Source organism: Prevotella veroralis DSM 19559 = JCM 6290 (genome assembly GCF_000377625.1).
GTDB lineage: Bacteria > Bacteroidota > Bacteroidia > Bacteroidales > Bacteroidaceae > Prevotella > Prevotella veroralis.
In genome coordinates, this window is the sequence record NZ_KB898342.1 from 1 (window position 1) to 24,716 (window position 24,716).

15 protein-coding genes and 3 pseudogenes are annotated in these 24,716 nt (G+C 39.2%); 14 read left to right on the forward strand and 4 right to left on the reverse strand.

Features of this window, described 5'->3' with window-relative positions:
• Nucleotides 1-153: 153 nt before the first annotated feature.
• Nucleotides 154-1,971 carry a type VI secretion system Vgr family protein gene (locus D464_RS0111740; RefSeq protein ID WP_018911545.1) on the reverse strand — a complete coding sequence of 606 codons (1,818 nt, stop codon included), beginning with the start codon at nt 1,969-1,971 and terminating at the stop codon, nt 154-156.
• Between the two features lie 179 nt (nt 1,972-2,150).
• The gene (tssD, locus tag D464_RS0111745) at nt 2,151-2,549 is read right to left on the reverse strand and encodes a type VI secretion system tube protein TssD (RefSeq protein WP_004383461.1); all 399 of its coding nucleotides are present in this window, start codon (nt 2,547-2,549) and stop codon (nt 2,151-2,153) included.
• Between the two features lie 724 nt (nt 2,550-3,273).
• Here tssD and D464_RS0111750 point away from each other — a divergent pair.
• From D464_RS0111750 to D464_RS0111790, 9 genes and pseudogenes are all read left to right on the forward strand, one after another.
• Nucleotides 3,274-4,503, forward strand: a complete 1,230-nt coding sequence (locus D464_RS0111750) for a site-specific integrase (protein WP_018911546.1) — start codon at nt 3,274-3,276, stop codon at nt 4,501-4,503.
• Between the two features lie 65 nt (nt 4,504-4,568).
• Nucleotides 4,569-5,888: pseudogene (locus tag D464_RS12765) on the forward strand (tyrosine-type recombinase/integrase).
• The gene (locus D464_RS0111760) at nt 5,885-6,301 is read left to right on the forward strand and encodes a hypothetical protein (RefSeq protein WP_018911549.1); all 417 of its coding nucleotides are present in this window, start codon (nt 5,885-5,887) and stop codon (nt 6,299-6,301) included. The pseudogene D464_RS12765 and the gene D464_RS0111760 overlap by 4 nt, the downstream one beginning before the upstream one ends.
• A gap of 258 nt (nt 6,302-6,559) precedes the next feature.
• On the forward strand, nt 6,560-6,781 hold the full coding sequence (locus D464_RS0111765) for a helix-turn-helix transcriptional regulator (protein ID WP_018911550.1): 222 nt from the start codon (nt 6,560-6,562) through the stop codon (nt 6,779-6,781).
• Between the two features lie 3 nt (nt 6,782-6,784).
• On the forward strand, nt 6,785-10,057 hold the full coding sequence (locus tag D464_RS0111770; protein WP_018911551.1) for a helicase-related protein: 3,273 nt from the start codon (nt 6,785-6,787) through the stop codon (nt 10,055-10,057).
• Nucleotides 10,058-10,064: 7 nt separating this feature from the next.
• Nucleotides 10,065-11,459, forward strand: coding sequence for an RNA-binding domain-containing protein (locus tag D464_RS12770; protein WP_018911552.1), 1,395 nt, complete (start codon nt 10,065-10,067; stop codon nt 11,457-11,459).
• Nucleotides 11,460-11,466: 7 nt separating this feature from the next.
• The gene (locus D464_RS0111780) at nt 11,467-14,898 is read left to right on the forward strand and encodes an Eco57I restriction-modification methylase domain-containing protein (RefSeq protein ID WP_018911553.1); all 3,432 of its coding nucleotides are present in this window, start codon (nt 11,467-11,469) and stop codon (nt 14,896-14,898) included.
• A 17-nt stretch (nt 14,899-14,915) separates the two neighbouring features.
• Complete coding sequence (locus tag D464_RS0111785) at nt 14,916-16,865, forward strand: AAA family ATPase (protein ID WP_018911554.1); 1,950 nt, start codon at nt 14,916-14,918, stop codon at nt 16,863-16,865.
• Nucleotides 16,866-17,068: 203 nt separating this feature from the next.
• Nucleotides 17,069-19,723, forward strand: a complete 2,655-nt coding sequence (locus D464_RS0111790; RefSeq protein ID WP_018911555.1) for a KAP family P-loop NTPase fold protein — start codon at nt 17,069-17,071, stop codon at nt 19,721-19,723.
• 42 nt (nt 19,724-19,765) lie between these two features.
• On the opposite strand, the gene D464_RS0111795 is transcribed toward D464_RS0111790, so the two are convergent.
• Nucleotides 19,766-20,083, reverse strand: a complete 318-nt coding sequence (locus D464_RS0111795) for a helix-turn-helix domain-containing protein (protein WP_018911556.1) — start codon at nt 20,081-20,083, stop codon at nt 19,766-19,768.
• The gene (locus D464_RS0111800; protein WP_018911557.1) at nt 20,080-20,370 is read right to left on the reverse strand and encodes a helix-turn-helix domain-containing protein; all 291 of its coding nucleotides are present in this window, start codon (nt 20,368-20,370) and stop codon (nt 20,080-20,082) included. The genes D464_RS0111795 and D464_RS0111800 overlap by 4 nt, the downstream gene beginning before the upstream one ends.
• 472 nt (nt 20,371-20,842) lie before the next feature.
• On the opposite strand from D464_RS0111800, the gene D464_RS0111810 reads away from it, so the two are divergent.
• From D464_RS0111810 to D464_RS0111825, 5 genes and pseudogenes are all read left to right on the forward strand, one after another.
• A complete protein-coding gene (locus D464_RS0111810) occupies nt 20,843-22,219 on the forward strand; it encodes a virulence-associated E family protein (protein WP_018911558.1) in 1,377 nt (458 codons plus the stop codon).
• 207 nt (nt 22,220-22,426) lie between these two features.
• Nucleotides 22,427-23,406, forward strand: a pseudogene (locus tag D464_RS12775) (toprim domain-containing protein).
• A 4-nt stretch (nt 23,407-23,410) separates the two neighbouring features.
• Nucleotides 23,411-23,626, forward strand: a complete 216-nt coding sequence (locus D464_RS13800) for a hypothetical protein (protein WP_024985959.1) — start codon at nt 23,411-23,413, stop codon at nt 23,624-23,626.
• Between the two features lie 11 nt (nt 23,627-23,637).
• Nucleotides 23,638-23,922 (forward strand): annotated as a pseudogene (locus D464_RS12780) (DUF3408 domain-containing protein); the annotation flags it as partial.
• A 350-nt stretch (nt 23,923-24,272) separates the two neighbouring features.
• Nucleotides 24,273-24,704: a plasmid mobilization protein gene (locus D464_RS0111825; RefSeq protein WP_004384745.1), complete on the forward strand. Its 432-nt coding sequence runs from the start codon at nt 24,273-24,275 to the stop codon at nt 24,702-24,704.
• Nucleotides 24,705-24,716 lie beyond the last annotated feature (12 nt).

A 24,716-nucleotide genomic window follows, 5' to 3' on the forward strand; every position in this document is an offset into this window, starting at 1 on the left:
GAGTAATCTTTCTTACTGACAATAGTACTGACAGGTATCTCGTCAAGCTTCGTGGTGATGGTCTGTACACAACGGTACTTGTAGTCTCTTTGTGTCAGACGACCTTCTTGGACGTGACCGTGTAATCGATCTATCAAACTCATTATCTATATGTTATTTAATATTGACAACTCCGCCTTTCTCTTTATTAATGTTGACAGGATCACCTACAATGTCTACACTTCCACCTCCCTCGACTTTTATACATTTTTCCATATTTGGTCCGATAACACTCTGTGTTGATCCTTTGACATAAATATTCTCAGATTTCAGCGTAATGCTTGTGTTGGCTATTATAATCTCGCTTGAGCCAACAGATAATGTTATTGTTGATTCACCTTTCAATTTTATGTTTCCCCCACTACTCATTTCAAGCACACTTTTTCCCTTGCCGACATTTATCGAAGCATTACTTCCGGCATTTACCGAATGAGTAGCTTTTGCATTCAATGTAGAATTACCTGCACCATCAAAAGTCATGCTTACACCGCCTTTATCGTGTAGTGTTACACTACCTTTAGAATCATCAAGTTTCAAGGAACTGCCGGTGCGACTGGTAAGGCTCTTGCAGTTGTTGCCTTGACCACCGCCACCACCTGTAACTCCGTTAAAGAGACTACCCATAACGTATGGTCTTGCTGGGTCACCATGACGGAAGCCGAGGAGGACTTGGTCGCCTACCTCTGGGATAAATACAAAACCACGGTTGCTTCTTACGTCTTTACTGCTACCGCCATCTGGTGTCATCACACGCACCCAACCTGTCTGCATACCATCCGTCTGCCAGTTCATACGTACACGAACACGGCCCTTACCCTGTGGGTCAGCATTGCTAAGCACAGTTGCCATCTGTGTTTCAGCTAATGGCATACGCACCTTTGGACTTGGCAGTGCTTTTATCGTTGCAGGGATAGCCTTGAAGCGGTTTTTGTAGTAGCTTCCTTGGCTCACCTCATGCGTAATCTCAATGATGATAAAGTTACCTAAACTCTCCTTAGATATATTTCCTACACGTTCCAAGAACGAGCTGTAAAGACTTATAACGGAACCTACACGCAGGGTTGGCACCTGACTCTCTGCTGTGATGTAATGTGTCTCAGCCGTCTCTGCCGCTTGCTTACGACCCATGTAGTTAATAAGCTCCGTCTCATTGCTGACACGTGGCAGTGCATGCTGTCGTGCGGGTTTTGAGAACATTCCCAGTGATGCACGGAAAGCCTCACCTGCAAGTTTGTCATGACCATATGCCAAGTCTGGTGTCATACGCTGCATCTCACGGTCAGCACCGGAGTGATAAGAGAACACCTGCTCAGAGCGTGCGAGGGTCTGTAAACCAATGTCAAGTGAAGACAGTGTTGTTCCATATTCTAATCTTATAGGGTCAGCCAATTTCCTTGGTTTACCAAAGATGAGTTTAGTTCCATCGAAATACATCCACTCCTGATACTGATGAGCAAGACGACGGATAAAATCGAAGTCAGACTCTTCATACTGGCAGATAAAGTCTTTGGTTTCCTTGAATGCAGGATTCAACTCTAATTGCACCTTAGCTTGTTCGCACAGCTTTTTCACTACATCCCCAATGGTTCTATCATTCCATGAGAAGCAGCTATGAGCCGTTTCCATTCTGTAAGTAGCAGAGTAGCCAGAAACGATGATACATCCAAAGTCACTTCCCTCTCTGTGTAATTGTACATTTGTCACCACACCAACAAAGATAGGCTTGTTAGCCGCTTTGACCACGATACTTTCTCCGAGCCAGTCTTTGCTGCTATTGATATTATGTACATATCTATTGCTACCCGTTTCCAATTCAACAGACATTTGGAATCGGTGGTGTTTACCTATGTTTTGTTCGATTTGTAGAGAAATAAAAGAAGAAAGAGACTTCTTTCCTACGCTGATAGTAATGGGGTTGAAAGGAATTGACATGGGTTGTTTGTTTTGAGATAAATTAAAGCTAATAGGCATGTCGGGGTATTATATTCCCAGTCTTAGGAGACGGACTATAATTGCAATATAAAACTGATTTAAGTCCCCTTTGAGTATTGAAAGCAAAAAGGACTATGCCGAGCAAGAAAGCTCTGCATAGTCCTTTAAGTTTCCTAAGCTTATGTGCGAGGCCAACGGTTGTCGAGCTCAGCATTGCCCACGGTGATATTCTCAGCAGAGAAAGTCATAGCGATGGTCATAGGAGCCTCGTTGTTAACGTCGAGTGTCTCCTTGTAATGAACGATGTAAGCATTCTTGAAAGAAATCTCCTTCATCTTAGCATCCTCTTCGCTCTTCTTGTAAACGATCTTACCCTCAACAGGCTTAAACTGGCTGTTAAGCATAGCCTCGATAGTAGAAGTGTCATCAGTAGACTCGATAGTTACACTGATACGACCGCCAGAGATGCTTGATGCAGGCTGACCCTTCTTGTCAGTTGTACGGCTAAACTCGTAGTTAGAATAGAGCACGTCATACTCCTTACCACCCAATTCCAAAGTAGCTCTAAATGAACTCATAATTGAAAAGTTTTAAGTTGTTAGAAAAAAAATGATAACCGAGGCACCCTTATCATCTCCTTAACCAGAAAACAAAAAAGAGAAAACCTCAACAACTTCTTGAAGTCCCCTCTGTACGGCTGTTAAACAGTCTTGCTCTTGGAAGAAGAGGAAGATTTGCAATCTGTTGTTTTATGATGCCAAAAGTAGAAAGATATTTTTATAAAAACAAAAGAAAAACATAAAATAACATGGGTTTAACATCTGATAAGTAAAATCCTTACTTTACTTTGAGAGTAGGAGGAACACCTCATCATTATAAGAATAAACTTGTCAACTCACCAGTCTGTTTACTAATCCATTTTTCTATCCTCATAGAACTGTAAATAATTTTCGACCTTCTATATTTCCATTTATGCTTAATAGCCTTCGATAAGACGCCCTTTTGGCGTGCAACTAATCCTTGAAAATGAAGAAAAATCGAAGTTGGTGTAAACTAATTGATAATGAGTGAGAAACGGAACGATTTGCATAGAAGTACCTTTTTCAAAAAGGGCAGGAATATGCAGATTTAGGCAGAAGTTCAGTTACCAGAACGTTACCCGATTCTAGCATAGGTAACGATGGAGTAATATTCGGTAACTGAATTATTTCCGCTCGTGTGGCTGTTGCTTCGGTCGGCAGTTTTCTGCATAAGTGAGGAACGCTTTGAATTTGGTAATTTTGCCACAAAACATCAAAGCGTATGAAGCAAGAGAAAATGAAGGTGTTGCTCTACCTTAAAAAGAGCAGACTTGACAAGTCGGGCAAAGCGCCGATTATGGGACGTATTACCGTCGGGCGTTCCATTGCCCAGTTCAGTTGCAAGCTATCCTGCGATCCTAATCTTTGGAATCCCCGTGAGAGCCGAATGGACGGAAAGAGCCGTGAGGCGGTGGAAGTGAATGGTAAATTGAAGAACCTGTTGCTGTCTGTTCAGTCTGCTTATCAGTCCCTGCTCTCCAAAGGTTGCCCGTTTGATGCAACCGATGTGAAGGAGCAGTTTCAGGGCAGCGTGCAGACACGGTGTATGCTCATCGAAAGGCTGGACATGCTCATCAAGGAAAAGGAAAACCATGTAGGTATAGACATCAAGGAAGGAGCCATACACGGCTACCACTCCACCCGCATACATTTACAGAAGTTTATTCAACGGAAGTACAAGGTTTCGGACTTGGCATTCTCGCAACTTACAGAGGATCTTATCCATGAGTTCCGGCAGTATTTCTTAAGTGAGTGCGGTTTTCAGGAAAGCACGTTCTATAATGTAGCCACGCATTTGAAGACGGTATGCAGATTGGCTTACCGTGAGGGATTGGCTGATGTACTTCTATTTGACAAAGCCAAAATCTGCAAGGGCGGCAAGAGACTGCCCAAAGCATTGGACAAGGAAGCATTAGACAAATTGAAGGCTCTCAACTTGGAGGACTTGGAGGAGGATATGGAAACGGCAAGGGATATTTTCCTCTTTGCCTGTTATACAGGTGCTGCTTATTGTGATTTGATGGAACTGGACAAGTCCCATCTTGTGCGTGACGACGAGGGTAGCCTTTGGCTGAAGTTCAACCGCCACAAGACAGGTGTGCCTTGTCGTGTCAAACTGCTGCCCGAAGCCATAAGGCTGATGGAGAAGCTCCACAGCGATGGAAGGGAAACATTGCTCCCCTATATCAAGTACAAGAACTATCAGACCTGTTTGAAAGCCCTGCAGCTTCGTTCAGGCATATCGTTTCCCTTTACCACGCATACCGCAAGACACACCTTTGCCACGCTCATCACGCTTGAGCAAGGAGTACCGATAGAGACAGTGAGCAAGATGCTCGGACATAGCAATGTAAGCATGACCGAGCGTTATGCAAAGGTAACGCCCCAAAAACTCTTTGAGGAGTTTGACCGATTCCTTTCTTTCACCGAAGATATGCAGTTGGTTATCTGACCATTTGCTTTCATTCAACATCGTATTTAGTCAAATAAAACACGGACAATTCAATCAAGACCATTATGAGAAGTACATTCAAGACATTATTCTATATCAACAGACAGAGAACAAAGGCAGACGGCAATACCGCCATTCTCTGCCGTATCACCATAGACGGAAAGAACACAGCCGTTACCACAGGCGAAGAGTGCTATCCCTCCGAGTGGAACACCAAACAGGGTTTGACAACTAACAGGAAGACCAACCAAAGAATCAATGAGTTCAGGGAATTGGTAGAGAAAACCTATCGGGACATACTGACGAGGGACGGAGTGGTAAGCGTGGAACTTATCAAGAACCGCTTGCAGGGCATTGCCACTAATCCGACAACGCTCCTTGCCATGAGCAAGGCGGAACTGCGATCCGTCAAGGAGTCAGTAGGTAAGTCAAAAGCAGAGGGGACTTATCTGAACCTGTCCTATTCTGATAGAAACCTCCGAGAATTTATCGAAAACAAAGGAGTACAGGACATACTCATTGCCACCATTACGGAGAGCTTGTTTGAGGAATACCGTTTCTTCCTGAAAAAGCGTGAGCTGAAAGCATCGACTGTCAATACCAATCTCTGCTGGCTGAGCCGACTGATGTTCCGTGCGGTCAGCAGGAGGATTATCCGCTGCAATCCCTTTGAGAACGCCAAGTATGAGAAGGAGGAAAAGAAGATACGCTTTCTACAAAAGGGCGATGTAATGAAACTCATGGCAATGAGGATGAACGACAGAGAAGCGGAGTTGGCAAGGCTGATGTTTGTCTTTTCCTGCTTCACTGGTATGGCTATCGCTGATATGGAAAATTTGGAATACAGGCATATCCAAACGGCAGTTGACGGACAGAGGTATATCCGTAAGGAGCGTCAGAAGACAAAGGTTGAGTTTATCGTACCGCTGCATCCCGTAGCAGAAGCCATCGTCAGCCATTGCAGGAACGAGCAGGAAAGAAACGAAGAACTGCAGACGGTGAAAGAAAAAGGCGAAAGTCTTGTTTTCCAAGCTCATAGCAGCCGTAGCGTGATGGGCAAAAACCTGTGCATCGTGGGCAAGGCTTGCGGTATCAGACAGAGATTGTCGTACCATGTTGCAAGGCACACCTTCGGTACGATGAGCCTAAGCGCAGGAATACCCATAGAGAGCATTGCCAAGATGATGGGACACGCTTCTATATCAAGCACGTAGATTTATGCGCAGGTAACTGACAGCAAGATTTCGGAGGATATGGACAGGCTCATTGCCAAATACAAGGCTAAGGATAACAATACCGCAAATGCAAATTTGGAAGCAACAATAAACACTAAGACAATTCCATTAGTTGTCAAGCCAAATGACAGAAAGGGGGAAACGGCATGAAGACAAGTAATAACACACAAAGAAAAGTAAGCGTAACGAATCATCGCAGTTACTTTGATTGGGGTAGCAATATGCAAGTCATTCGCGAAGGTAACGGAGACATTGCTATGACGGAGAGCGAACTTGCAAGGTTCTTCGGTGTAACATGGAGAAAGCTCAATGGCAGGCTTCAAGCAATAGCCCACAATCCCAACCTGTACCCCGATGAGAGGATTGCAGGCGAGGAAGATATTTATGCAAACGAACAACTAAAAGGTTATGCACAGCTCTATCCACTTCCAATCATCATTGCCCTATCCTTTCAGTTGGACAGTACGGAGGCTCATCTGTTCAGAAGTTATATCTGCCATAAGATACAACGACCGACAACTACCATAACACCAATATTCCTGACAAGTAACACGGATAACTGATAATTATACTTCCTTTTTCTTTCACCGATTATATCTTACTACATAACTACAATAAGGCATAATACTGTGAAAGAAAAAGGTTTATACCGTAGTTAGAAAATAGAATAACTATTACTACCAAGTGGCTACATTCTACGCCTGTCAAATGTACTGTACATAAAGTGATGCAGCAAAAAACGGATTATAAAACAATTTAAGTACAATGCTTGTATTTTTTCAAATAGTTTATTATCTTTGTAAGCAATATATTGTGATAAAATGTCAAACAATGAACATATAAGCGTTGCTAACCGCTTAAAAATTGTCCTTGTTGAACAAGGAAAAACAAATAGATGGCTTGCTGAGCAATTGGGCAAGACGGAGCATACTATATCTCGTTGGTGTCAAAACAAAACACAGCCAACGGTTTCGATATTGGGCGAAATCGCACAACTATTAGATGTAGATGTAAGGTTACTGATAAAATCAACAAAAGAATAATCGATGGGAACGAATTTCTTTACCAATGAAAATCAGAATACACTTTTAGAGAAAATAGAAGGTGTTTTCAAGTATAAGAAAGTGCATTTCTTCGATGTACTTGTTGGTTATTTCCGTGCTTCTGGCTATTTCAAAATCAGGAAATTCATAGAGCAGACTCCGAAGATAAGATTTCTTGTGGGTATCAATGTTGATAAACTTACAGCACAAGCCAATCAACAAGGGCTTTTTTTCAATCCTGATGAAGAGCAATCGCAGGAAGAATTCTTTTGTGAGCTGAAAAAAAACATCCAGGAAGCACAATACGATAAGGATGTAGAAGATGGTATGTACCAATTCGTAGAGGATATTGTATCTGGGAAAATAGAAATGCGTATTCACCCCAAGCAAAATATCCACGCTAAAGTTTATATTTTTAGGGAAGAAATATATCATCCGCACGGATATGGTTCTGTTATAACGGGATCAAGCAATCTTACAGATGCAGGACTTGAAAAGAATTTTGAGTTCAACGTAGAACTGCGCTATGATGATGACATTCAATTTGCTACCGATGCTTTTGAAAGGTTATGGAGCGAAGCTGTGAAGATAGACTTGTCGCACATAGAATCCATAAGGAAAGAATCTTTTCTGAACCCAAACTTTACACCTTATGAGGTTTATCTGAAGTTCTTGTTGGAATACTTTGGAAAGAGCATTGACTTTGATCCTAATTCTGTTTCAGATTTACCTAAAGACTTTAAGAAACTGTCTTATCAGGTCGATGCAGTAAACGATGGCTTTTCCAAGATGATGAAACATAATGGTTTTTTCCTCTCGGATGTCGTAGGATTGGGAAAAACCGTAGTAGCAGCCTTGATAGCCAAGAAGTTTTTCTTTTCCAATGATTTTCCTGCATATCGCTCTAATACATTGGTTATAGTTCCACCAGCCTTGAAAGATAGTTGGGATGAAACTCTGTCTAAATTCAGGATAGACAATTATAGTATTATTACAAATGGAAGTCTGCACAAGATAAAAGATGCTTCTTTTTATGACTTGGTCATTGTTGATGAAGCACATAAGTTCCGTACTGACACTGCAACTATGTACAACGAACTCCAAAAGTTATGCAAGACTCCCACTCGACACCTGCGTACAGACGGAACCCCATACGATAAAAAAATAATTCTCGTTTCGGCTACACCACTGAACAACAAGCCAGAAGACATTGCCAATCTTGTATATCTGTTTCAAGATTCTAAGGATAGTACACTCGAAGAAGGAAATCTGCAACGTTTCTTCAGGGAGCAGATTGATGCTTATAAGAAAGTGAAAGCTGAGAAAAACAGCTCAGTCATTGCAAATAAAGTAAGGAGCATCTACGAAAAGATACGCGTGAAAGTAGTAGAACCTTTGACTGTTCGTCGTACACGCACAGACCTATTGGAAAATGAAGCATACAAAAAAGATTTGGACGAGCAAGGAATTGTATTCCCAACAGTACATCAGCCCCAACCTCTGTACTATGAGCTGGATAAGGCTTTGAGTGCACTTTACGACAAGACCATCAACGTGTTGAGCAATAATAAAGAAGGACTGACATATTTCCGATACCAAGCCATTAAATATCTTAACGAAGATAAAAAGAAGAAATACAAGAAAGCCGATCAAATCTCGATTCAGTTGGCAGGAATTATGAAGACCTTGCTCGTTAAACGGCTTGACAGCAGCTTTTACGCTTTCAAACAGTCGTTGAAGCGGTACTATGAAGCAAACTGTGTGATGCTCAAAATGTTTGAGAAAGGAACTATTTACATCGCTCCTAATTTGAAGGTAAACGAACTATTGAGCAATGGGAAGGAAGACGAACTGATTAAATTAATTGAACAGTCGGTATATACAGACCCCACGATAGAAGTATGTACGCCAGACGATTTCGTCAAACCTATTTATGTAGATGGGTTGAAGCATGATGATGCTTTATTGAAGGATTTGGTAGCCGAATGGAACAAGATAGACTATGATCCGAAGTTGGATGTATTTCTTGATAAACTGACAAAACAGTTATTCGACAAGTCCATTAATTGCGAAGGGAAGTTGGTAGTGTTCTCTGAAAGCAAAGAAACAACGAACTATCTCGCAGAAAAGTTAAAACAACAAGGATACAACAAGGTCTTATCGGTTGGAAGCAACAACCGTACAGAAAACATGCTTTTGCTAAATGCTAATTTTGATGCAAACTATAAAGGGCATAAGAAAAACGATTATAATATAGTACTGACCACGGAAGTCTTGGCAGAAGGAGTCAATTTACATCGAGCCAATATCGTTGTGAATTATGATACTCCTTGGAACTCCACACGCCTAATGCAGCGCATAGGTCGTGTGAACCGCATTGGCAGTGTTGCCAAGGAAATCTATGTTTACAACTTTTTCCCAACGGAAAAGGTGAACAATGATATTGAACTTGTGAAAAAAGCCAAGATGAAACTCTTTGCTTTCCATGCTGCCTTGGGAGAGGACAGCCAGATATATTCTGATGAAGAAACCCCTGAAAGCTTTGGTTTGTTTGACAAGAGCCTTGAAGAAGAACGCGATGAGAAGTTAAGCTATTTAATGTGGTTGAGGAAACAAAAAGAAGAATATCCCGATTTGTTGAAAGCAATAGCAAAAATGCCTTTGCGTGCCCGTGTTGGCAGAAGAACCGCTAATACAGACAAATCAACATTGGCATTTATTCGTAACAATAAAAGAGATGCCTTCACATTTGTTCATAAAGATGGGAAAATGGAAGAACTTACTTTCCTTGAAGCAGTAAAAATATTTAAGGCAGATGTGAATGAGCAAGCGATTCCGCTGCATGAACTTCATCATTTTCAAATTGGGAAAGCACTTGAAAGTTTTTCTGAGAGAACAGAAGCAGAAAAAGGGAATACTCTTAAAGTTAATCCCACACAAGGACCGAACGAAAAAAAGGCTATAGCCTATCTTGACAGTTTCCTGACTATACAAAATATTACCGAAAAGGAAGCAGAACTAATCCGACAAGCGAAGAGAGCGATTACAACAGGTAAGTTCCAACAGCTACAACGAGAAGTGAACAAACTGAAAACAGCAACAAAGAAAACACCTGTAAAGTTGTCTATTCTTCTTGAACAAATGATGAAAATTCTTTCATCGTACCCTTTATTAGCAGAGCAGAGTATTGCTTCTGACGATGTTACTGTAAAAAGACAACAGCAAAGAGAATCGCTTAATCCAGAAATTATTATTTCTGAAAGTTTCTGTTCTTGATAGATTTATGAGTGAGACAAATCGTATAGAATATAAGTTGGAGCTTACCTCCGATTTGGATATAGAGAAAGAAGTGATAGCCTTTCTGAATTACAAGGAAGGGGGGTACATATATATAGGTGTAGATAAAAACGGAAACACAGTAGGAGTCGATGACGTAGATACCTGTATGTTACGATTGAAAGATCGCATCAAAAACAACATTTCACCCTCGGTTATGGGGCTTTTCGATATATCAGCAGAAGACCGAAACGGCTGCTCAGTCGTGAAGATTACCATTGCAAGTGGTATTGAAAAACCTTATTTCAAGTCCAAGTATGGCATGACCTCCAAAGGTACGTTCATTAGGATGGGTACTTCTGCAGAGCCCATGCAGCAACAGCTGATTGAACGTTTGTTTGCTATGCGTACACGAAATTCCATTGGGCGGATCATCTCCAACAGGCAGGATTTATCTTTCGAGCAACTTCGCATTTATTACGACGAGCGAGGCAAACGGTTGAATGAAAATTTCAAGCGTAGCTTAGAACTATTGACAGCGGACGGTAAACTTAACTATGTGGCTTACTTGTTGGCTGATGAGAACAACATCTCTATCAAACTTGCCAAATATTCAAGCCTTGACAGATGCGATTTAATAGAGAACAATGAGTATGGTTACTGCTCCTTGATAAAAGCAACCAAGAGCGTATTGGCAAAGTTAGACATAGAGAATAAGGTCTTTGCAACTATCACCTCCGCAGAACGAGACGAGACTCCTTTATGGGACAAGATAGCCTTGCGCGAGGCTGTTGTCAACGCCATTGTACACAACGACTATTCGTTTGAAGTACCGCCTAAGTTTGAAATATTCCCAGACCGCATTGAGATAACTTCTGCTGGAAGATTGCCCGAATCATTAAGTTGTGAGGAATTCTTTAATGGTATTTCCATACCACGCAACAAAGAATTGATGCGTATCTATCGTGATTTGGATTTGGTAGAGTCATTGGGCTCTGGTATCCCTCGTATACTCAGAGCATACGGCAGGGATTGTTTCTCATTTACAGACAATTTTGTCCGTATCACCCTCCCTATTTCTAAGGGAACTCCACAGCGCGGTGTTATCATTAGCACAGAGGAGAATGTACAAGTTAGTGTGCAAGTTAAATCATTGATTATCAGTATAAGCAAGCGGAATCTATCTGTTGATGAAATATTGAAAATGTATAAGCAAGTGTACAAGCAGGTGTATAAGTCGCACTGGTATTTTAAAAAGAAATTCATTTCCCCTGCTATGCAGCAAGGCTGGATAGAGATGCAATATCCGGACAAGCCCAATCACCCCCAACAGAAATATAGGCTTACGGAAAGGGGGATGCTGTTGCTCGATACTTTTATTCAACAAAACGAACAAAAATAAAGAATATATGGATAAGGCTGAACTAAGAAATAAATTGAAAGAGAATTTCAATCTTGAAACGTGGAAAAACATTCTTGGCAAAATTTTTCATAAGATTGACTATCTTTCTGTTCCGAATTCGATAGAAGACAAGTCCGTAAAAAATGGCGGACAAATAGGAACAATACGTCTTGACGACAACCGTTCGTTGGCACTCTTTGTCATAGAAGTTGCCGACAATATTGACATTGCCCACAATAGAAAAGGACTACGCAATATAGCCATAAGATATATTGACCAAGACATCATCCATGGAATATTGGTTTTCTATTATTCAAGGAAACAGACTGACTATCGCCTCACCTTTGTTTCAAAGACTACTGTACTCAATGAGGCGGGAGAGTTTCAAACAAAAGAAACAGCCCCTAAACGCTACACATTCCTATTGGGCGGAAATGAACCATGTACTACCGCAGCCATCCGTTTATATGAATTAGTGAAGAAAGAGAACGTTCTGTTATCGGATGTTACCGATGCTTTCTCCGTAGAACGACTCAACAAGGACTTCTTCAAAGGGTATAAAGACCGCTATAAGAAGTTCTGTGATTTCCTTACAGGAAATGCAAAGGACAATCGCGACTATGTGAAAAAACTACTCGGTCGTCTCGTCTTCCTGCAATTTTTGCAGAAAAAAGGCTGGATGGGCGTACCTGCAAGTAGCAAAGCATGGGAAGGTGGTGACAAAGCATATATGCAAAAACTTGTTGAGCATTATAAGGACAACGACAGATTATTGAGCGATGTGCTGGAACTGCTTTTCTTCAATACGCTTAATGAAGCCAGACCCGATAACATTGCCAATTCTCGTCTTGGCGACAATATCAAGATACCTTACCTGAATGGTGGTCTTTTCGACAAGGATGCTTTGGACAATAGGAATATTGATTTTCCTTACTCCTATTTTTACGAACTGATGGAGTTCTTTTCAGAATACAATTTCACCATCGACGAAAACGATCCCGATGATGCAGAAGTGGGTATCGACCCAGAGATGTTGGGACATATCTTCGAGAACCTGTTGGAAGACAACAAGGACAAGGGAGCATTCTATACGCCAAAGGAAATAGTCCAGTATATGTGCCGTGAAACCATTGTGCAGTATCTGAAATCTCATGTTGCTGAACAATTATACTCGTCTGTCGAAACTCTGATTAAGCAGGGAGTTGTTGATGTGAAACTTCAAAACAAGACCAATGCCAATGAGGTATACAATCTGCTCAAAACTGTAAAGGTGTGCGACCCTGCCATTGGTTCCGGTGCCTTTCCTATGGGCGTACTCAATGTACTCTATCATGCCCGTATGCAGCTCTACGGTTTTCTGAAGTCCCCGGAAGATTTCTCTCATGCAAAGGTAAAACGCGACATTATACAGAATAACATCTTTGGAGTGGATATAGAGCAGGGTGCGGTAGATATAGCCCGCCTCCGCTTCTGGTTGGCTTTGGTGGTCGATGAAACGATTCCGCAGCCACTGCCTAACCTTGATTATAAGATAATGTGTGGAAATTCACTCACCTATCGTTATCCAATGGATATACAGATTGATGATGTGCTTGTGGAATATAATCAGAATGTTTCTGAAAATCAACAACTATCATTGGAATTATACAAGAGTATGGTCTATAAATATACAAATACTTCCGACCATACGCGAAAGGCTGAATTCAAAGCAATAATAGAAAAGGTTAAACAGACGTTTAAATATAAACTCACAGACAGAGAACTCTTAAAGATAAAAAGATTAAAAAAACAGTTAGCAGACTATGACTCTCCAATGTTGTTTGAATTATCAAAAGCAGAAAAGCAAAAAGTAAAAGTATTAAAGAAACAATTAAATACCATTCTCAAGAAGCAAACCGATATAGAGAATAGTAAAATTTATGAGAACGCTTTTGAGTGGCGATTTGAGTTCCCCGCTTTATTGGACGACATTGGTACCTTCACTGGATTTGACGTGATTATAGGAAATCCTCCTTACGGGGCAAAACTTACGACATTCGAAAAACAAATGTTCAAGGATAAATATGCCGATGTGCACATGCGAACGCCAGAAACATTTTGCTATTTCACTTCGCTTGCTTTTAACTTGTGTAAGCAGGAAAGGGCAGTTGTGTCTTATATTGTCCCCAACAACATCTTATTTCAAAATGAGAATGAGAAAACTCGAAGGTTGCTTGCCGAGGAACACACGTTAGTGCGCGCCATTAATCTTGGAGACAATACATTTGAAAATGCAGATGTTCCAACCTGTATTTTTGTGGCAAACACAGAGAAAACAGTTAATTATAATATTGCTTATTCCGATTATCGTCAATTTAATGTAAAGAACATTAAGTGGGATGAAAAGATTGAAGATATCAGTATTGAAAAGCAAAAATCCGTTCCAGCAATGGTTATAGGAATGTCAAATAGCGATATAAACATTTTAGATAGTATCAGGTCCCATGGAGTTACTATTGATGCAATAGCCGAAGAGATGGCAAGTGGTATTTCCACGGGTGGAGATAAGATATTTAGGATTACTAAAGATGTGGCTATTGAGCGAGAATTTGAAATTACTGCATTGCGAAAGATATTAGTAGGCTCAGAGATAGAGAAGTATAATTTAGTAGATACTAATAATTTGATTATATATTCTACAAAGCAAGCAGATATTCCACAATATCCTAATATATACAAATATTTGCAACGGTTTGAAGAGCAACTTTCTAAAAAACGTGAAACCCAAAAAGGGGTTTTACCGTGGTGGTGTCTTCATTGGCCACGCTATGTAAATCTTTTTACCGAACCAAAAATAATTATGCGCCAAACTTCAGATTGCATCCGTTGTGTTTATGATGAAGAGGGGTATTTTGTCCTAAATAGCATACTTGTTTTTAAGAAGAATACAGAATTTTTCACATATAAATATATTGCAACTGTTCTTAATTCTTGTGTAACAGACTATATGTATAAAAAGCTGACCCAAGAAGAAGGAAGAGCTTTTGCGGAGGTAAAACCTGTCAATGTAAGGAAACTATACATACCAAAAGCAGAGAATAAGGAACAGGAATTACTGGAAACGCTCTATGATTATATGGCGTTTTTAAAAAATGTAGATTCTGCACAAGTAGATAAGGCTATTGGGAATGAATTCGTAGGAGAGTTTTTTCAACAGATTATAGACGGTTGTGTTTACGAACTTTTCTTCGGAGAACATATGCAGGAACGAGACATAAATATCATAGAGTATCTATTTGAGTATATTAAACCTTTTAATGACCTATCAGAAGAATCTATCATTACAACTATCAGCAAAGCATTTGATACTCTTTATAAATCAGATAATCCCGTGCGGACAAGACTGTCACTTTTCGTTTCACGGAGTCCTGAGATTCTGAAAATAATTATTCAACATTAATACTTAATATCCTAAAGATGGCTTCGATTTCTAAAATAACAATTAATGGATTTAAGGCTTTTCCAAAAGAATTTAATCTGAATCTTGATGGGAAAAACTTATTAATGTACGGTGAGAATGGAAGTGGCAAATCCTCTATCTATTATGCCTTACATGCACTGTTGCAAAGTCAATGTCATGATATTAAAAAGTATTTCAATAAAAACTCAGACGAGTGTATTGTAAATACCATGACTGCAACGCCGGTTCCAAAAGTTTCTGTGAAATTTGAAAATAGTGATATTACTTATAACATTTCTGAGAATGGTTACGAGGAGTCTATTCAACAACCAACTTCACCTATCAAGGATTTAAACGGTAAATGTGTGTTCATCAATCACAAGTTTCTTTTTAACTTCTTCAGTTTCAGAAATTCTCAATATATAGATTTGTTTCCTGTATTTATCAAGGATATTCTTCCGTTTACCCTAACAACGGATAAATCCAGATATATTTCTCAAATCTATGATGAAATCAATATTGGTATTCAGCGGAAAGGAAAAGGCAAACAAATTGCCTATGATTATAAGAATAAGATTAAGAAATTTAATAATGAAGTTAAATATATTATTGATTACATAAACACGAACGCACCACGAACTGCAACAAAAATATATAATGACTTTTTTAGAGATTCTGGAGCCCCAAATCTTAGAATAATATTGAATTATTTAGATAATAAAGATGAAATTATTCAAAATAATAATTCTTATTGGCTTCGTTTAGGGTATAGGTATGAAGAAGAAAAAATTGCAGGAAAATTGCAAAAAGTAAAAATCAGTAATAGATTGGAAATATTGAATCCTGTAATAACCTTGTCCATAGATGAAGACAAGGAAGATGGATCTTTTACCCCAATTGCTAAACCTCAAAGTTATTTTAATGAGGCTAAACTAACAGCAATCGTTCTCTCTATTCGCTTCTCATTATTAGATACAATTACTGCCCAAGATGGTCGTTTCCTAGTTCTTGATGATATGCTTATCAGTCTTGATATGAGTAACCGCATGAAAGTGATAGATTATTTACTTTCTGAATGTACCCAATATAAAATTTATCTTTTCACACATGATAGAGCTTTTAACAACTTTATATGGAACAAAATTTCAAAAAAAGGGTATAAGAATCAATGGCTGCACAAAAGGATTTATATGCACCATTCTGAACCTATTCTAATAGACGAAGATGATGATTGTATTTCTAAAGCAAAGAGGTTTTATGAGATTCAAGATTATGAGACTTCAGCAATATACTTGAGAAAGAGTTTGGAAGAAACTATAGGTAATTTACTTCCATACGAATTGAAAACAAGGCCTGACGGTAATTTTGCTTCTTTAGAAGCGTTATGGCAAAAACTGATTAAATACTATTCAGACAACGGAAAAAGCATTGATAAAAATACACAAAAAGTATTTGATGATTCAAAGCTTCTAATCCTAAATCCTGCTGCACATTTCCAGAGATTATCAAATCCTATTTATAAAAAGGAATTGGAGATGATTTTTGATTTGCATACGCAACTAGCGCAAATTGATAGGATAGAAAATAAGCTCTGCATTGAAAAAGGAAAAATATTTGAATTTACTCATCCTACCAAACCCTATAAATGTGATTTTTCAATAGACAAAGATTTAATACTGGTGCAAGGAGATAGGCTTATTAGCGTAATGCCCAAATGCAAAGATATACATTGGAGCTATAATGGGATTATGTATTATGATTTTGAGAAAGGAGGAGAAAATCAGAATCATCCTTTAAAAACAGCAACTCCAAAATTGAATAAATTCATTGAAGGGCTTGAAAAGTTACCATTAGAGATTACTGAAGAAAAATTTTTGGCAAATTGTAAAGTTGACAACACCCCATTAAAAGATTTTTTTGAAGGGGTTAATACAACCTCATTGATGTTGGCTTCTGCAAAAATATGACATATATTTAATTCTTATAAAATGAAAATAGAAATACAAAACATTAATATTTCTGATAAGGTAGAATGATTTTCAGCTCAACATCTTCAAACAACAGATAGGATTATCCTTTCTGCCAAGTTTGGAGCTGGAAAGACTTAGCGGCTGAATGATAGAGGAATATAAATAATGAGAAAGACAACTTTTTAAAAGGAGGATAATAAATGTTCCAAGAGCTAAAGAAAAATATGAAAATAGCTGTATTCTCTGAATACAAACTTATGATTTGTATTCTTGCAATGCTAATTGTATTTTGGAAAATTATCAATACGCTAATATCCGAAAGTATTGTAAGTATAACAGAAACTGTGGCTGATAATAATATGATAGTTGCCTTTATATTTTTCTTATGCCCTGTATTTATTGCATTTATAAGATTTGATTCTCTGAAAAGTGAAGCTAAGATTTTTTCGCAAAGACATTTATGGGAACTCTTCTTGCTTATAATTTATCTGATATTTGAATTGTCTGGAAATTTTGATTTTTATTCCTTTTTGGGGATTAATTATTTCACATATTCATTTATTGGATTGCTTATTACAGAATTAGGATTATATTGCATTTATAGAAAAAGGTATAAACTCTTGGCAGACCTCTATGAGAAAACACATCCCTTTTTCATAGATGCTCCCACCACAGATGATAGTTATGATAGGAGGAAATTTCTTAAAACGCTATTGGATAAAATCCTTTCAACATTCGATAACAGGTATTTTGTAGAAAATCCCAATGCTTTTACAATATTGCTTAGTGAATCTTTTGGAAAAGGAAAGACCTCTTTCTTGTTCCAAATAAAAAAAGCTATTAGGGAGGAAGAGTACAAGAATAAAATAATTTATGTTGAATTCAGACCTTGGCTTTGCGAAAAGTCAGAAACGATTATTACAGAATTTTTCTCTACTTTGAATCGGGAGTTGGCAAAACATTTTGTTTTGCCAAAAGGATTATTTTCTTCTTATTTATCCTTGCTTGTAGAAAAAGCTCCAAACACATATTATTCTTTCATGCTAAAATCATTGTATAAGAAAAAGTCCTTATCAGAAGAGCATGACCGAATAATGGAGTTTCTCAAACAAATAGATAGACCTGTCCTGATTTCCATTGACGATATAGATAGACTACACGATGACGAGGTAAAGGTGGTGCTAAATCTTATAAGAGATACGGCAGACTTTCCTAACCTCTTCTATATAGTTGCTGCTGATAAAAAGAATCTGTGTCTGTCATTGGAACGTTTGGGTATAAAAGTCCCAGAAGTATTTCTGAAAAAGTTTATCAATTTTGAATGTCTTTTCCCTGCAAGCGATGCTGTATTAAAACAGTTATTCCGAAAAAAGTTAGATAGCGTTTTAAGAGAATACAGTTGTACAGACTCTAAGGATCTTATAATAAGTAGTATCCTTGAAATTGATAATATAATAGATACCTTTGAAACTCCAAGAGATATTGTAAGATTCCTCAATATTTTTACATTTGCTATGGATTGTATAGAAAGAAATGGGATAATGGCTGAAATTAACGTTGCAGATCTATTTGCCATATCACTTATACAATATTTGGAGATAGAGTTATATAAAATACTTAGAGATAATGATAGTTTGTTTTTATCATACGATGACTCGACAAAATCGTTAAGTATATCGTCATCATACAAATCTGTATTTGAGCATCCCATATTTGCGCACATAAATGAAAATACAAATGTAGAAGAATACCATATTGTCCTATCAGATATAGATGATGTTGTTGCAGATATATCAGCCCAAAAACAAACAGTATATCGGTATGTTGCATATTTTTTGTTTGATCAGCAAAGAAAAGACATCAATGGTTATTCAATGCGTTATGTGGATTCTTATTTTAGATATTTTGCTTTTACCAAGAAACAAACTCAAATTTCAGGAGCCAAAGTTCGTGTTATATTCTCTCCTGCACATGAAGAATTACATAAAATAGAGATTAAAGACATCATACTGCATGATCAAGAAAGTTCTTTTATACATAATATAAATAAATGGTATCATACATTTGATGATTCTAAAATAGAAATCCTTAAAAAACTTTCCCTGTTTGTTTCCCTGCTCTATGAACTAAAACCTGAAGTTGTCAATGCTGAAAAGCCTCAGGTAAAAGCTCTGATTATAAAATATTTTGTGGAAACTTATAGTATTCATAAGCTTTTGGCAAATATATATATTAATGAACTAAAATCTTACCCTTCTGCTATTGTTAGTCAAGAAGAATCTGAAAAAAGGTATGGCAAAGACAGAAATGACTTTGATAAATATATTAAAACTCGAAAGTATGAAGTTAATTTCATATCTCTGATTCTGAACAGGATCAATACCAATAAAGAGGTTTCATTACTAGGTAGTGACAATATAGAAAAGTGGTCAAGGCAGATTATTGATAATTACATAATAGAATTGAAAAAGTATGATAAAGAACATACTTTCTCCAGAAATAATCTTTATACTATCAGCCATGTGGCTGTATTAGACAGAGATTATTGGATTGAGTGCTTTAAGAATTATATTAAGGAATGTCCATATTTTATGGATTGGATTGCAAGAGTCGCATCCTATGAGAATAATATTTTTGATTGGAATGAGTTGTTAAGACAACTACTGAATTTCCCACATTGGCAAAATTGTGATATTTGGAAACAAATCATTACTAACAGCAATTGTAAAGAGAATCCTGTTTTAATAGATTTTATAGAAATATTAAATGAAGACTTAAAATCACTGAATAAATCTACGCATCCATATCTTGAATTTGTTGAAAACTATTGGAAGAATAATGATATGTATAAATAAGAGGAGAGCGATACAGAATTCATTTTATACTCTCTATCTCTATTAATAGTAGGGACAACTTATAATATTGTTCCTATAATTTTCTTCTAACATTTTCTCCAAGTCCGAAACCTTATAGAGTATCTTTCCCGCAAACTGTGTGTCGGGGATAACCTTTCGGTCGCGATAGTCCTGCAAGGTACGGGGACTGATATACAGCCGCTCGCACACTTCCTTGCCCGTAAGGAAAAGTTCTCCGGCAAAGAGTGGCTTGTGCGTCCCTGCCACTTCTGCAATTCTTTTCCCCACACCTCTTAACGCCGAGACAACAAGCTGCATCTCGTCGCTTTCCATGTTTAAATCTTTTGCCATTTCCATCATATACTGTTGTTTTTAGGTCTTTCTGTTCTTGCAAGGAGCAGCTGTTCCACATCCTCACGCTTGTAATAGCACTTGTGGCCGATTTGCGTAAATGGCAGCACACCCGTATCGCGGTAATGCTGCAAGGTGCGCTTACTGATGTTCAACAGCCTGCACACATCTCCATTGTGTAGCCAATCGGTGTGTTTGCTCTTTTCTCCGAATGCCTTATGGCAACATTCTGCAAGGCTCAAGATTTCATCTCGCAGCTTTGCCCAATTGATTTCTGTAATGACGTAATAGTTCATAATCTTATCTTAGTTTTATTGTTTGTTGTTTCAGTTTTTTTCCTGTTTCCTCTGGCAAAGGTAATGGCGTATGTAGGCCTCTCAAAGCAGCAGGGAACAGTAGGGAAGTATCGGGAACAATAGGGAAAAGAGCAATCCGTTCCATCGGTTTGCATTTGCGTTTTCCTGTCCCGTCTTTTTCCTTTCATTGCAAAATTAAGATAGGACATTTCTTATTCCATCACTTTTCATTCAAGTGGCAGCTTGTGGCGTCGTAGTGGAATAGGTTGGCACAGTAATCCGATATAAAATATGCTTCAATCAATAGTTTGTAGACAGTTGGAGCAAACGACTGCATCTGAAAGCAAACAACGACATCGATATTTCAGCCAACCTTTTCTTCTGACCACCCGATTTTTGCTTAATGAGGCAATAAATGCTCTTCTTTTTGACTTGCTTCCCTAAGAATTTAGCAGCAGACTGACGCAACATTATGCAAGAAGTCTCTGAATGCTTGGAAGTTACGCATTCTCATCCTAACTTCGCTCTTGGAAACCAATTCAAGGAAATAATGAAAAGAGAAGCAGATGCAGGCAATATAAACGACAAGCGAAATCACAATCGCAGGGGCAGCTCATCCAAGAATGCAGAGATAGAAGCCTATCTCTCCATGCATTATGAGTTCAGATACAACACGGTTTTGGACAGAACAGAATACCGTAATAGGAGTTGTGGTCATTTTGCAAAGGTTGGTCGTTATGAAATCAACACGCTCCGTAGGGAACTTGACAACGATGTCGGTATTATTACTTCTTCCGATAATCTATACTCTATTATTGAGAGCAGTTTCTCTCCACGCATCAATCCCATACAGGAGTATTTCAAGGAATTGCCGATGATAGATATAGGCGATGATAATAGCTGTGGTGGTTGCAATGGTAGTATCGTTCTTTCTTCCTTTTCATTGAAAGCTATTCCCGATTTGGCAAGCTGCGTGGTTGTCCGTAACTCCCAAAAGTGGCTGCCGTATCTCACCAAATGGCTCGTGGCAGTGGTTGCCAATGCAATGGACGACCGCGAGTGCCGTAATCATACCTGTCTTGTGCTGACAGGCAAGCAGGGCAAGTTCAAGACAACTTTCCTTCATTTGCTCTGTCCGCCGGCATTGCACGGTTACAGCTATACGGGCAAGATATATCCGCAGGAGAAGGATACACTTACCTATATCGGACAGAACCTTATCGTAAACATTGACGACCAGCTCAAAGCCCTCAACAAACGGGACGAGAACGAACTCAAAAACCTCATCACCTGTCCGATGGTCAAATACCGCATGCCCTATGACAAGTATGTGGAGGAACATCCTCATTTGGCGAGCTTCGTGGCATCGGTGAATGGAAACGACTTCCTTACAGACCCGACAGGCAGCAGACGTTTTTTGCCTTTCGAAGTACTCTCCATAGACATAGAAAGAGCAAAGGCTATTTCGATGGATAAAGTTTATGCGGAAGCCAAAGCTCTGCTAAACGCAGGTTTCCGCTATTGGTTTGACGATGACGAGATAGCCGAACTGTATCAGGAGAGCGAGGACTTCCAAGTGCAGACAGCAGAGATGGAACTCTTGTTGCGTTGTTTTGAGAAGCCAACGGAGGACGAAAACTATTTGTTAATGACCACTACGGAGATACTCACCTATTTGGGTATTTATACCCACCAGCCACTTCTTGCCAAACGTATGGGCGAAGCCTTGAAGAAAGCAGGATATATAAAGATGAGTAAGCGAAGAAACGGTGGGAATCCCATTTATGTCTACAAGATTAGAAAAATCTTGCCATGTCCACTCATTCAAACTTGTAGTAGCCAGATGTAGTAGAGTGTGTAGTATCTCCACATACTACTAACTGTTGCTGATTATCAATTACTTATATTAAAATAGTATGTAGTAAGAAGAAAGGTAAAAAAGTTTGGAGGGGAAAACTTTAGAAAAGAGGATTTCATTCAAACGGCATTCAAATATTATTCAAACCAACCATTATTATTCAAATAAGAATTATCCAACCATTTAAAGTTTATGACAATGAAAGAAGAAGATTTATCACTTATCAAGCGATACCCCATTGTGGCTTATCTTGAAAGGAAAGGCATCAATCCTATACGCAGGACACCTGCCTATGCCCTGTACTGTTCACCACTTCGTGAAGAAACACATTCGAGTTTCAAGGTGGACACAGAGAAGAACCTCTGGATAGACTATGCCGAAGGCAGAGGTGGAAGCATCATCGACCTCTGTATGCGTTTGGAGGACTGCACGCTGTCGGAAGCCATCTGCCGTTGGGGGCAGACCACTTCCTTTGATACAGCGTGCAACAATGTCGTACTCTCAAAAGAGAAGGCATACAGCAGCAATGGTTGTATCAGACTACCAAAAGAGGAAGTGGCAAACGGGGCAAGGAGACTGATAGAAGTATCAGACACCTTGCCGCCACATTTACAGGAGTACCTTGTAAATGAACGCTGCATCAACTTGGTAAAGGCATTGCCCTTTCTCAAATCCATCAGCTATGAGGTAAGGGGAAGAAGATACGAAGCCATTGGTTTTGCCAACCTCTCCGGCGGCTATGAACTTCGGGACGACAAGACGTTCAAAGGAACGATTGCCCCAAAGGACATCACTCCGATATTTGAGAACAAGGCTCACCCGTTTGCCTGTTCGAGGGATTTATGGACTTTCTCTCTTTCCCTTCAATGAAAGAAGAAGTGAATAACCGCTGCCTTGTGATGAACTCTGTGAGCAACATTGGAAGAAGTATCAGCTACCTGAACAACCATCAAGTCTCTTCTATCCGTACTTTCCTTGATAACGACGACGTGGGGCGGAGGGCAACACAGGAACTGATAAAGACAGGTTTTAAGGTAGAAGACATGTCTGTACATTACGGGAACTTCAAAGACCTCAACGAGTATCATGTCAGCCGTGTTCGTGAGCAACAGAAAAAGTTGGAGAAAACACCCAAAACAAGCAATAAACCCAAACAAGTCAAACTTAAAATACGATAGAGCAATGAAAAAGATGAAAGCAAGCAGAGAGGAGATAGACCAATCCATAAAAGAAGCGTTTAACATGAACAGAAAGGAAAGTAATGAAAGAACAGAAAGGAAAGTAATGAAAGAACAGAAAGGAAAAGTCTTACATACTACTTGGGAGATACAGAAGACGAGGCGGAAGAACAACCACAGGCAAAATCTCCATCAAAGGAAACAGATTGCCGAGAAGTAATAGCTTCCGAGCCATCCGAACCTACACTGCACACAGAGAATGCAACCGTTCAACGGCGCATCAGTGCCAAGATGAGACGGGGAACGCTCGAAACCTAAAAGCCGGCTTTCCTTGTTCCGACCAAATTGAACGACCGAAAGGCGGTTTATCTGAGCAGGGAGACACAGGAACGTGCGGACTTCATCGTCCGCAGGCTGGGCGACAGGGGCAGCAACCTTTCAAGCTTTGTGGAGAACATCGTGCGCCTCCATTTGGAGGAATACAGTGAGGATATAGAGAAATGGAGAAAACTGTAAACCACAGAAAAAGGGTTGAGGGTTTTCTTGAAAAAGGATGTCCCTTTCACTCAAAATCCTCGACCGTTTTAGGGTAGTACCAACAACAGATTTTACTGAACACATTGAACGGTTGGAATGCCACGAACACAGTTAATCTTCTGAATGCATAGCATTCATTTTTGGACGGCAAAACGCTTTATGCGTAAACGGAACGTTAGCTGACATTGCAAGACGTCAGTTTGTACCCACAAACTGCGCTTGCTCCCCTCGTTCGGTTATCGGGGAGATTAGACCGTAATCACTCCGTTCTCATCGGTCAGCGTTCGGAAATTAAGCAAGATTGAAAACAAAGAAAAGAGGACTTTTATATGAACAGATATGATAGCAGAACTGCCAAATGGCAGCAACGAGGTAAAGAAGAAGCGAGGATGAACAAGACGGAGTTCATCAAGGTAAGATGCACCTTAGAGGAAAAGCAGCGCATCAAGTCAAAGGCGGAAAGCACAAGACGGAAGTTCTCAGACTACTGCCGTGAAATACTCCTTAATGGAGAAGTGGTTGCCATTCCTAAGATGACGGACAATGAGAGAGAAGCCATTGCCATTCTCCAGCATACGGGCAGGTTCTATGGGCAGATTTCCAACCTTATTAAAGTCAAGGATGAGAGATGGGTACATATCACACAGAACCTTTCGCTATGTGCCAAAGAAGCATTTAAGCGATTTTACGACCCGCATTTTCGTGTGGACGACGAAATATATAAGGTCTTAAATATGTCAAGAGATGATAGGAAAATGTAAGGCGATAGCGCA

Bases quoted from the DNA above. Each gene is read 5' to 3' on its own strand.
- D464_RS0111740 (WP_018911545.1), bottom strand. From the start codon at position 1,971: ATGTCAATTCCTTTCAACCCCATTACTATCAGCGTAGGAAAGAAGTCT.
- tssD (WP_004383461.1), bottom strand. From the start codon at position 2,549: ATGAGTTCATTTAGAGCTACTTTGGAATTGGGTGGTAAGGAGTATGAC.
- D464_RS0111750 (WP_018911546.1), top strand. From the start codon at position 3,274: ATGAAGCAAGAGAAAATGAAGGTGTTGCTCTACCTTAAAAAGAGCAGA.
- D464_RS0111760 (WP_018911549.1), top strand. From the start codon at position 5,885: ATGAAGACAAGTAATAACACACAAAGAAAAGTAAGCGTAACGAATCAT.
- D464_RS0111765 (WP_018911550.1), top strand. From the start codon at position 6,560: ATGTCAAACAATGAACATATAAGCGTTGCTAACCGCTTAAAAATTGTC.
- D464_RS0111770 (WP_018911551.1), top strand. From the start codon at position 6,785: ATGGGAACGAATTTCTTTACCAATGAAAATCAGAATACACTTTTAGAG.
- D464_RS12770 (WP_018911552.1), top strand. From the start codon at position 10,065: ATGAGTGAGACAAATCGTATAGAATATAAGTTGGAGCTTACCTCCGAT.
- D464_RS0111780 (WP_018911553.1), top strand. From the start codon at position 11,467: ATGGATAAGGCTGAACTAAGAAATAAATTGAAAGAGAATTTCAATCTT.
- D464_RS0111785 (WP_018911554.1), top strand. From the start codon at position 14,916: ATGGCTTCGATTTCTAAAATAACAATTAATGGATTTAAGGCTTTTCCA.
- D464_RS0111790 (WP_018911555.1), top strand. From the start codon at position 17,069: ATGTTCCAAGAGCTAAAGAAAAATATGAAAATAGCTGTATTCTCTGAA.
- D464_RS0111795 (WP_018911556.1), bottom strand. From the start codon at position 20,083: ATGATGGAAATGGCAAAAGATTTAAACATGGAAAGCGACGAGATGCAG.
- D464_RS0111800 (WP_018911557.1), bottom strand. From the start codon at position 20,370: ATGAACTATTACGTCATTACAGAAATCAATTGGGCAAAGCTGCGAGAT.
- D464_RS0111810 (WP_018911558.1), top strand. From the start codon at position 20,843: ATGCAAGAAGTCTCTGAATGCTTGGAAGTTACGCATTCTCATCCTAAC.
- D464_RS13800 (WP_024985959.1), top strand. From the start codon at position 23,411: ATGAAAAAGATGAAAGCAAGCAGAGAGGAGATAGACCAATCCATAAAA.
- D464_RS0111825 (WP_004384745.1), top strand. From the start codon at position 24,273: ATGAACAGATATGATAGCAGAACTGCCAAATGGCAGCAACGAGGTAAA.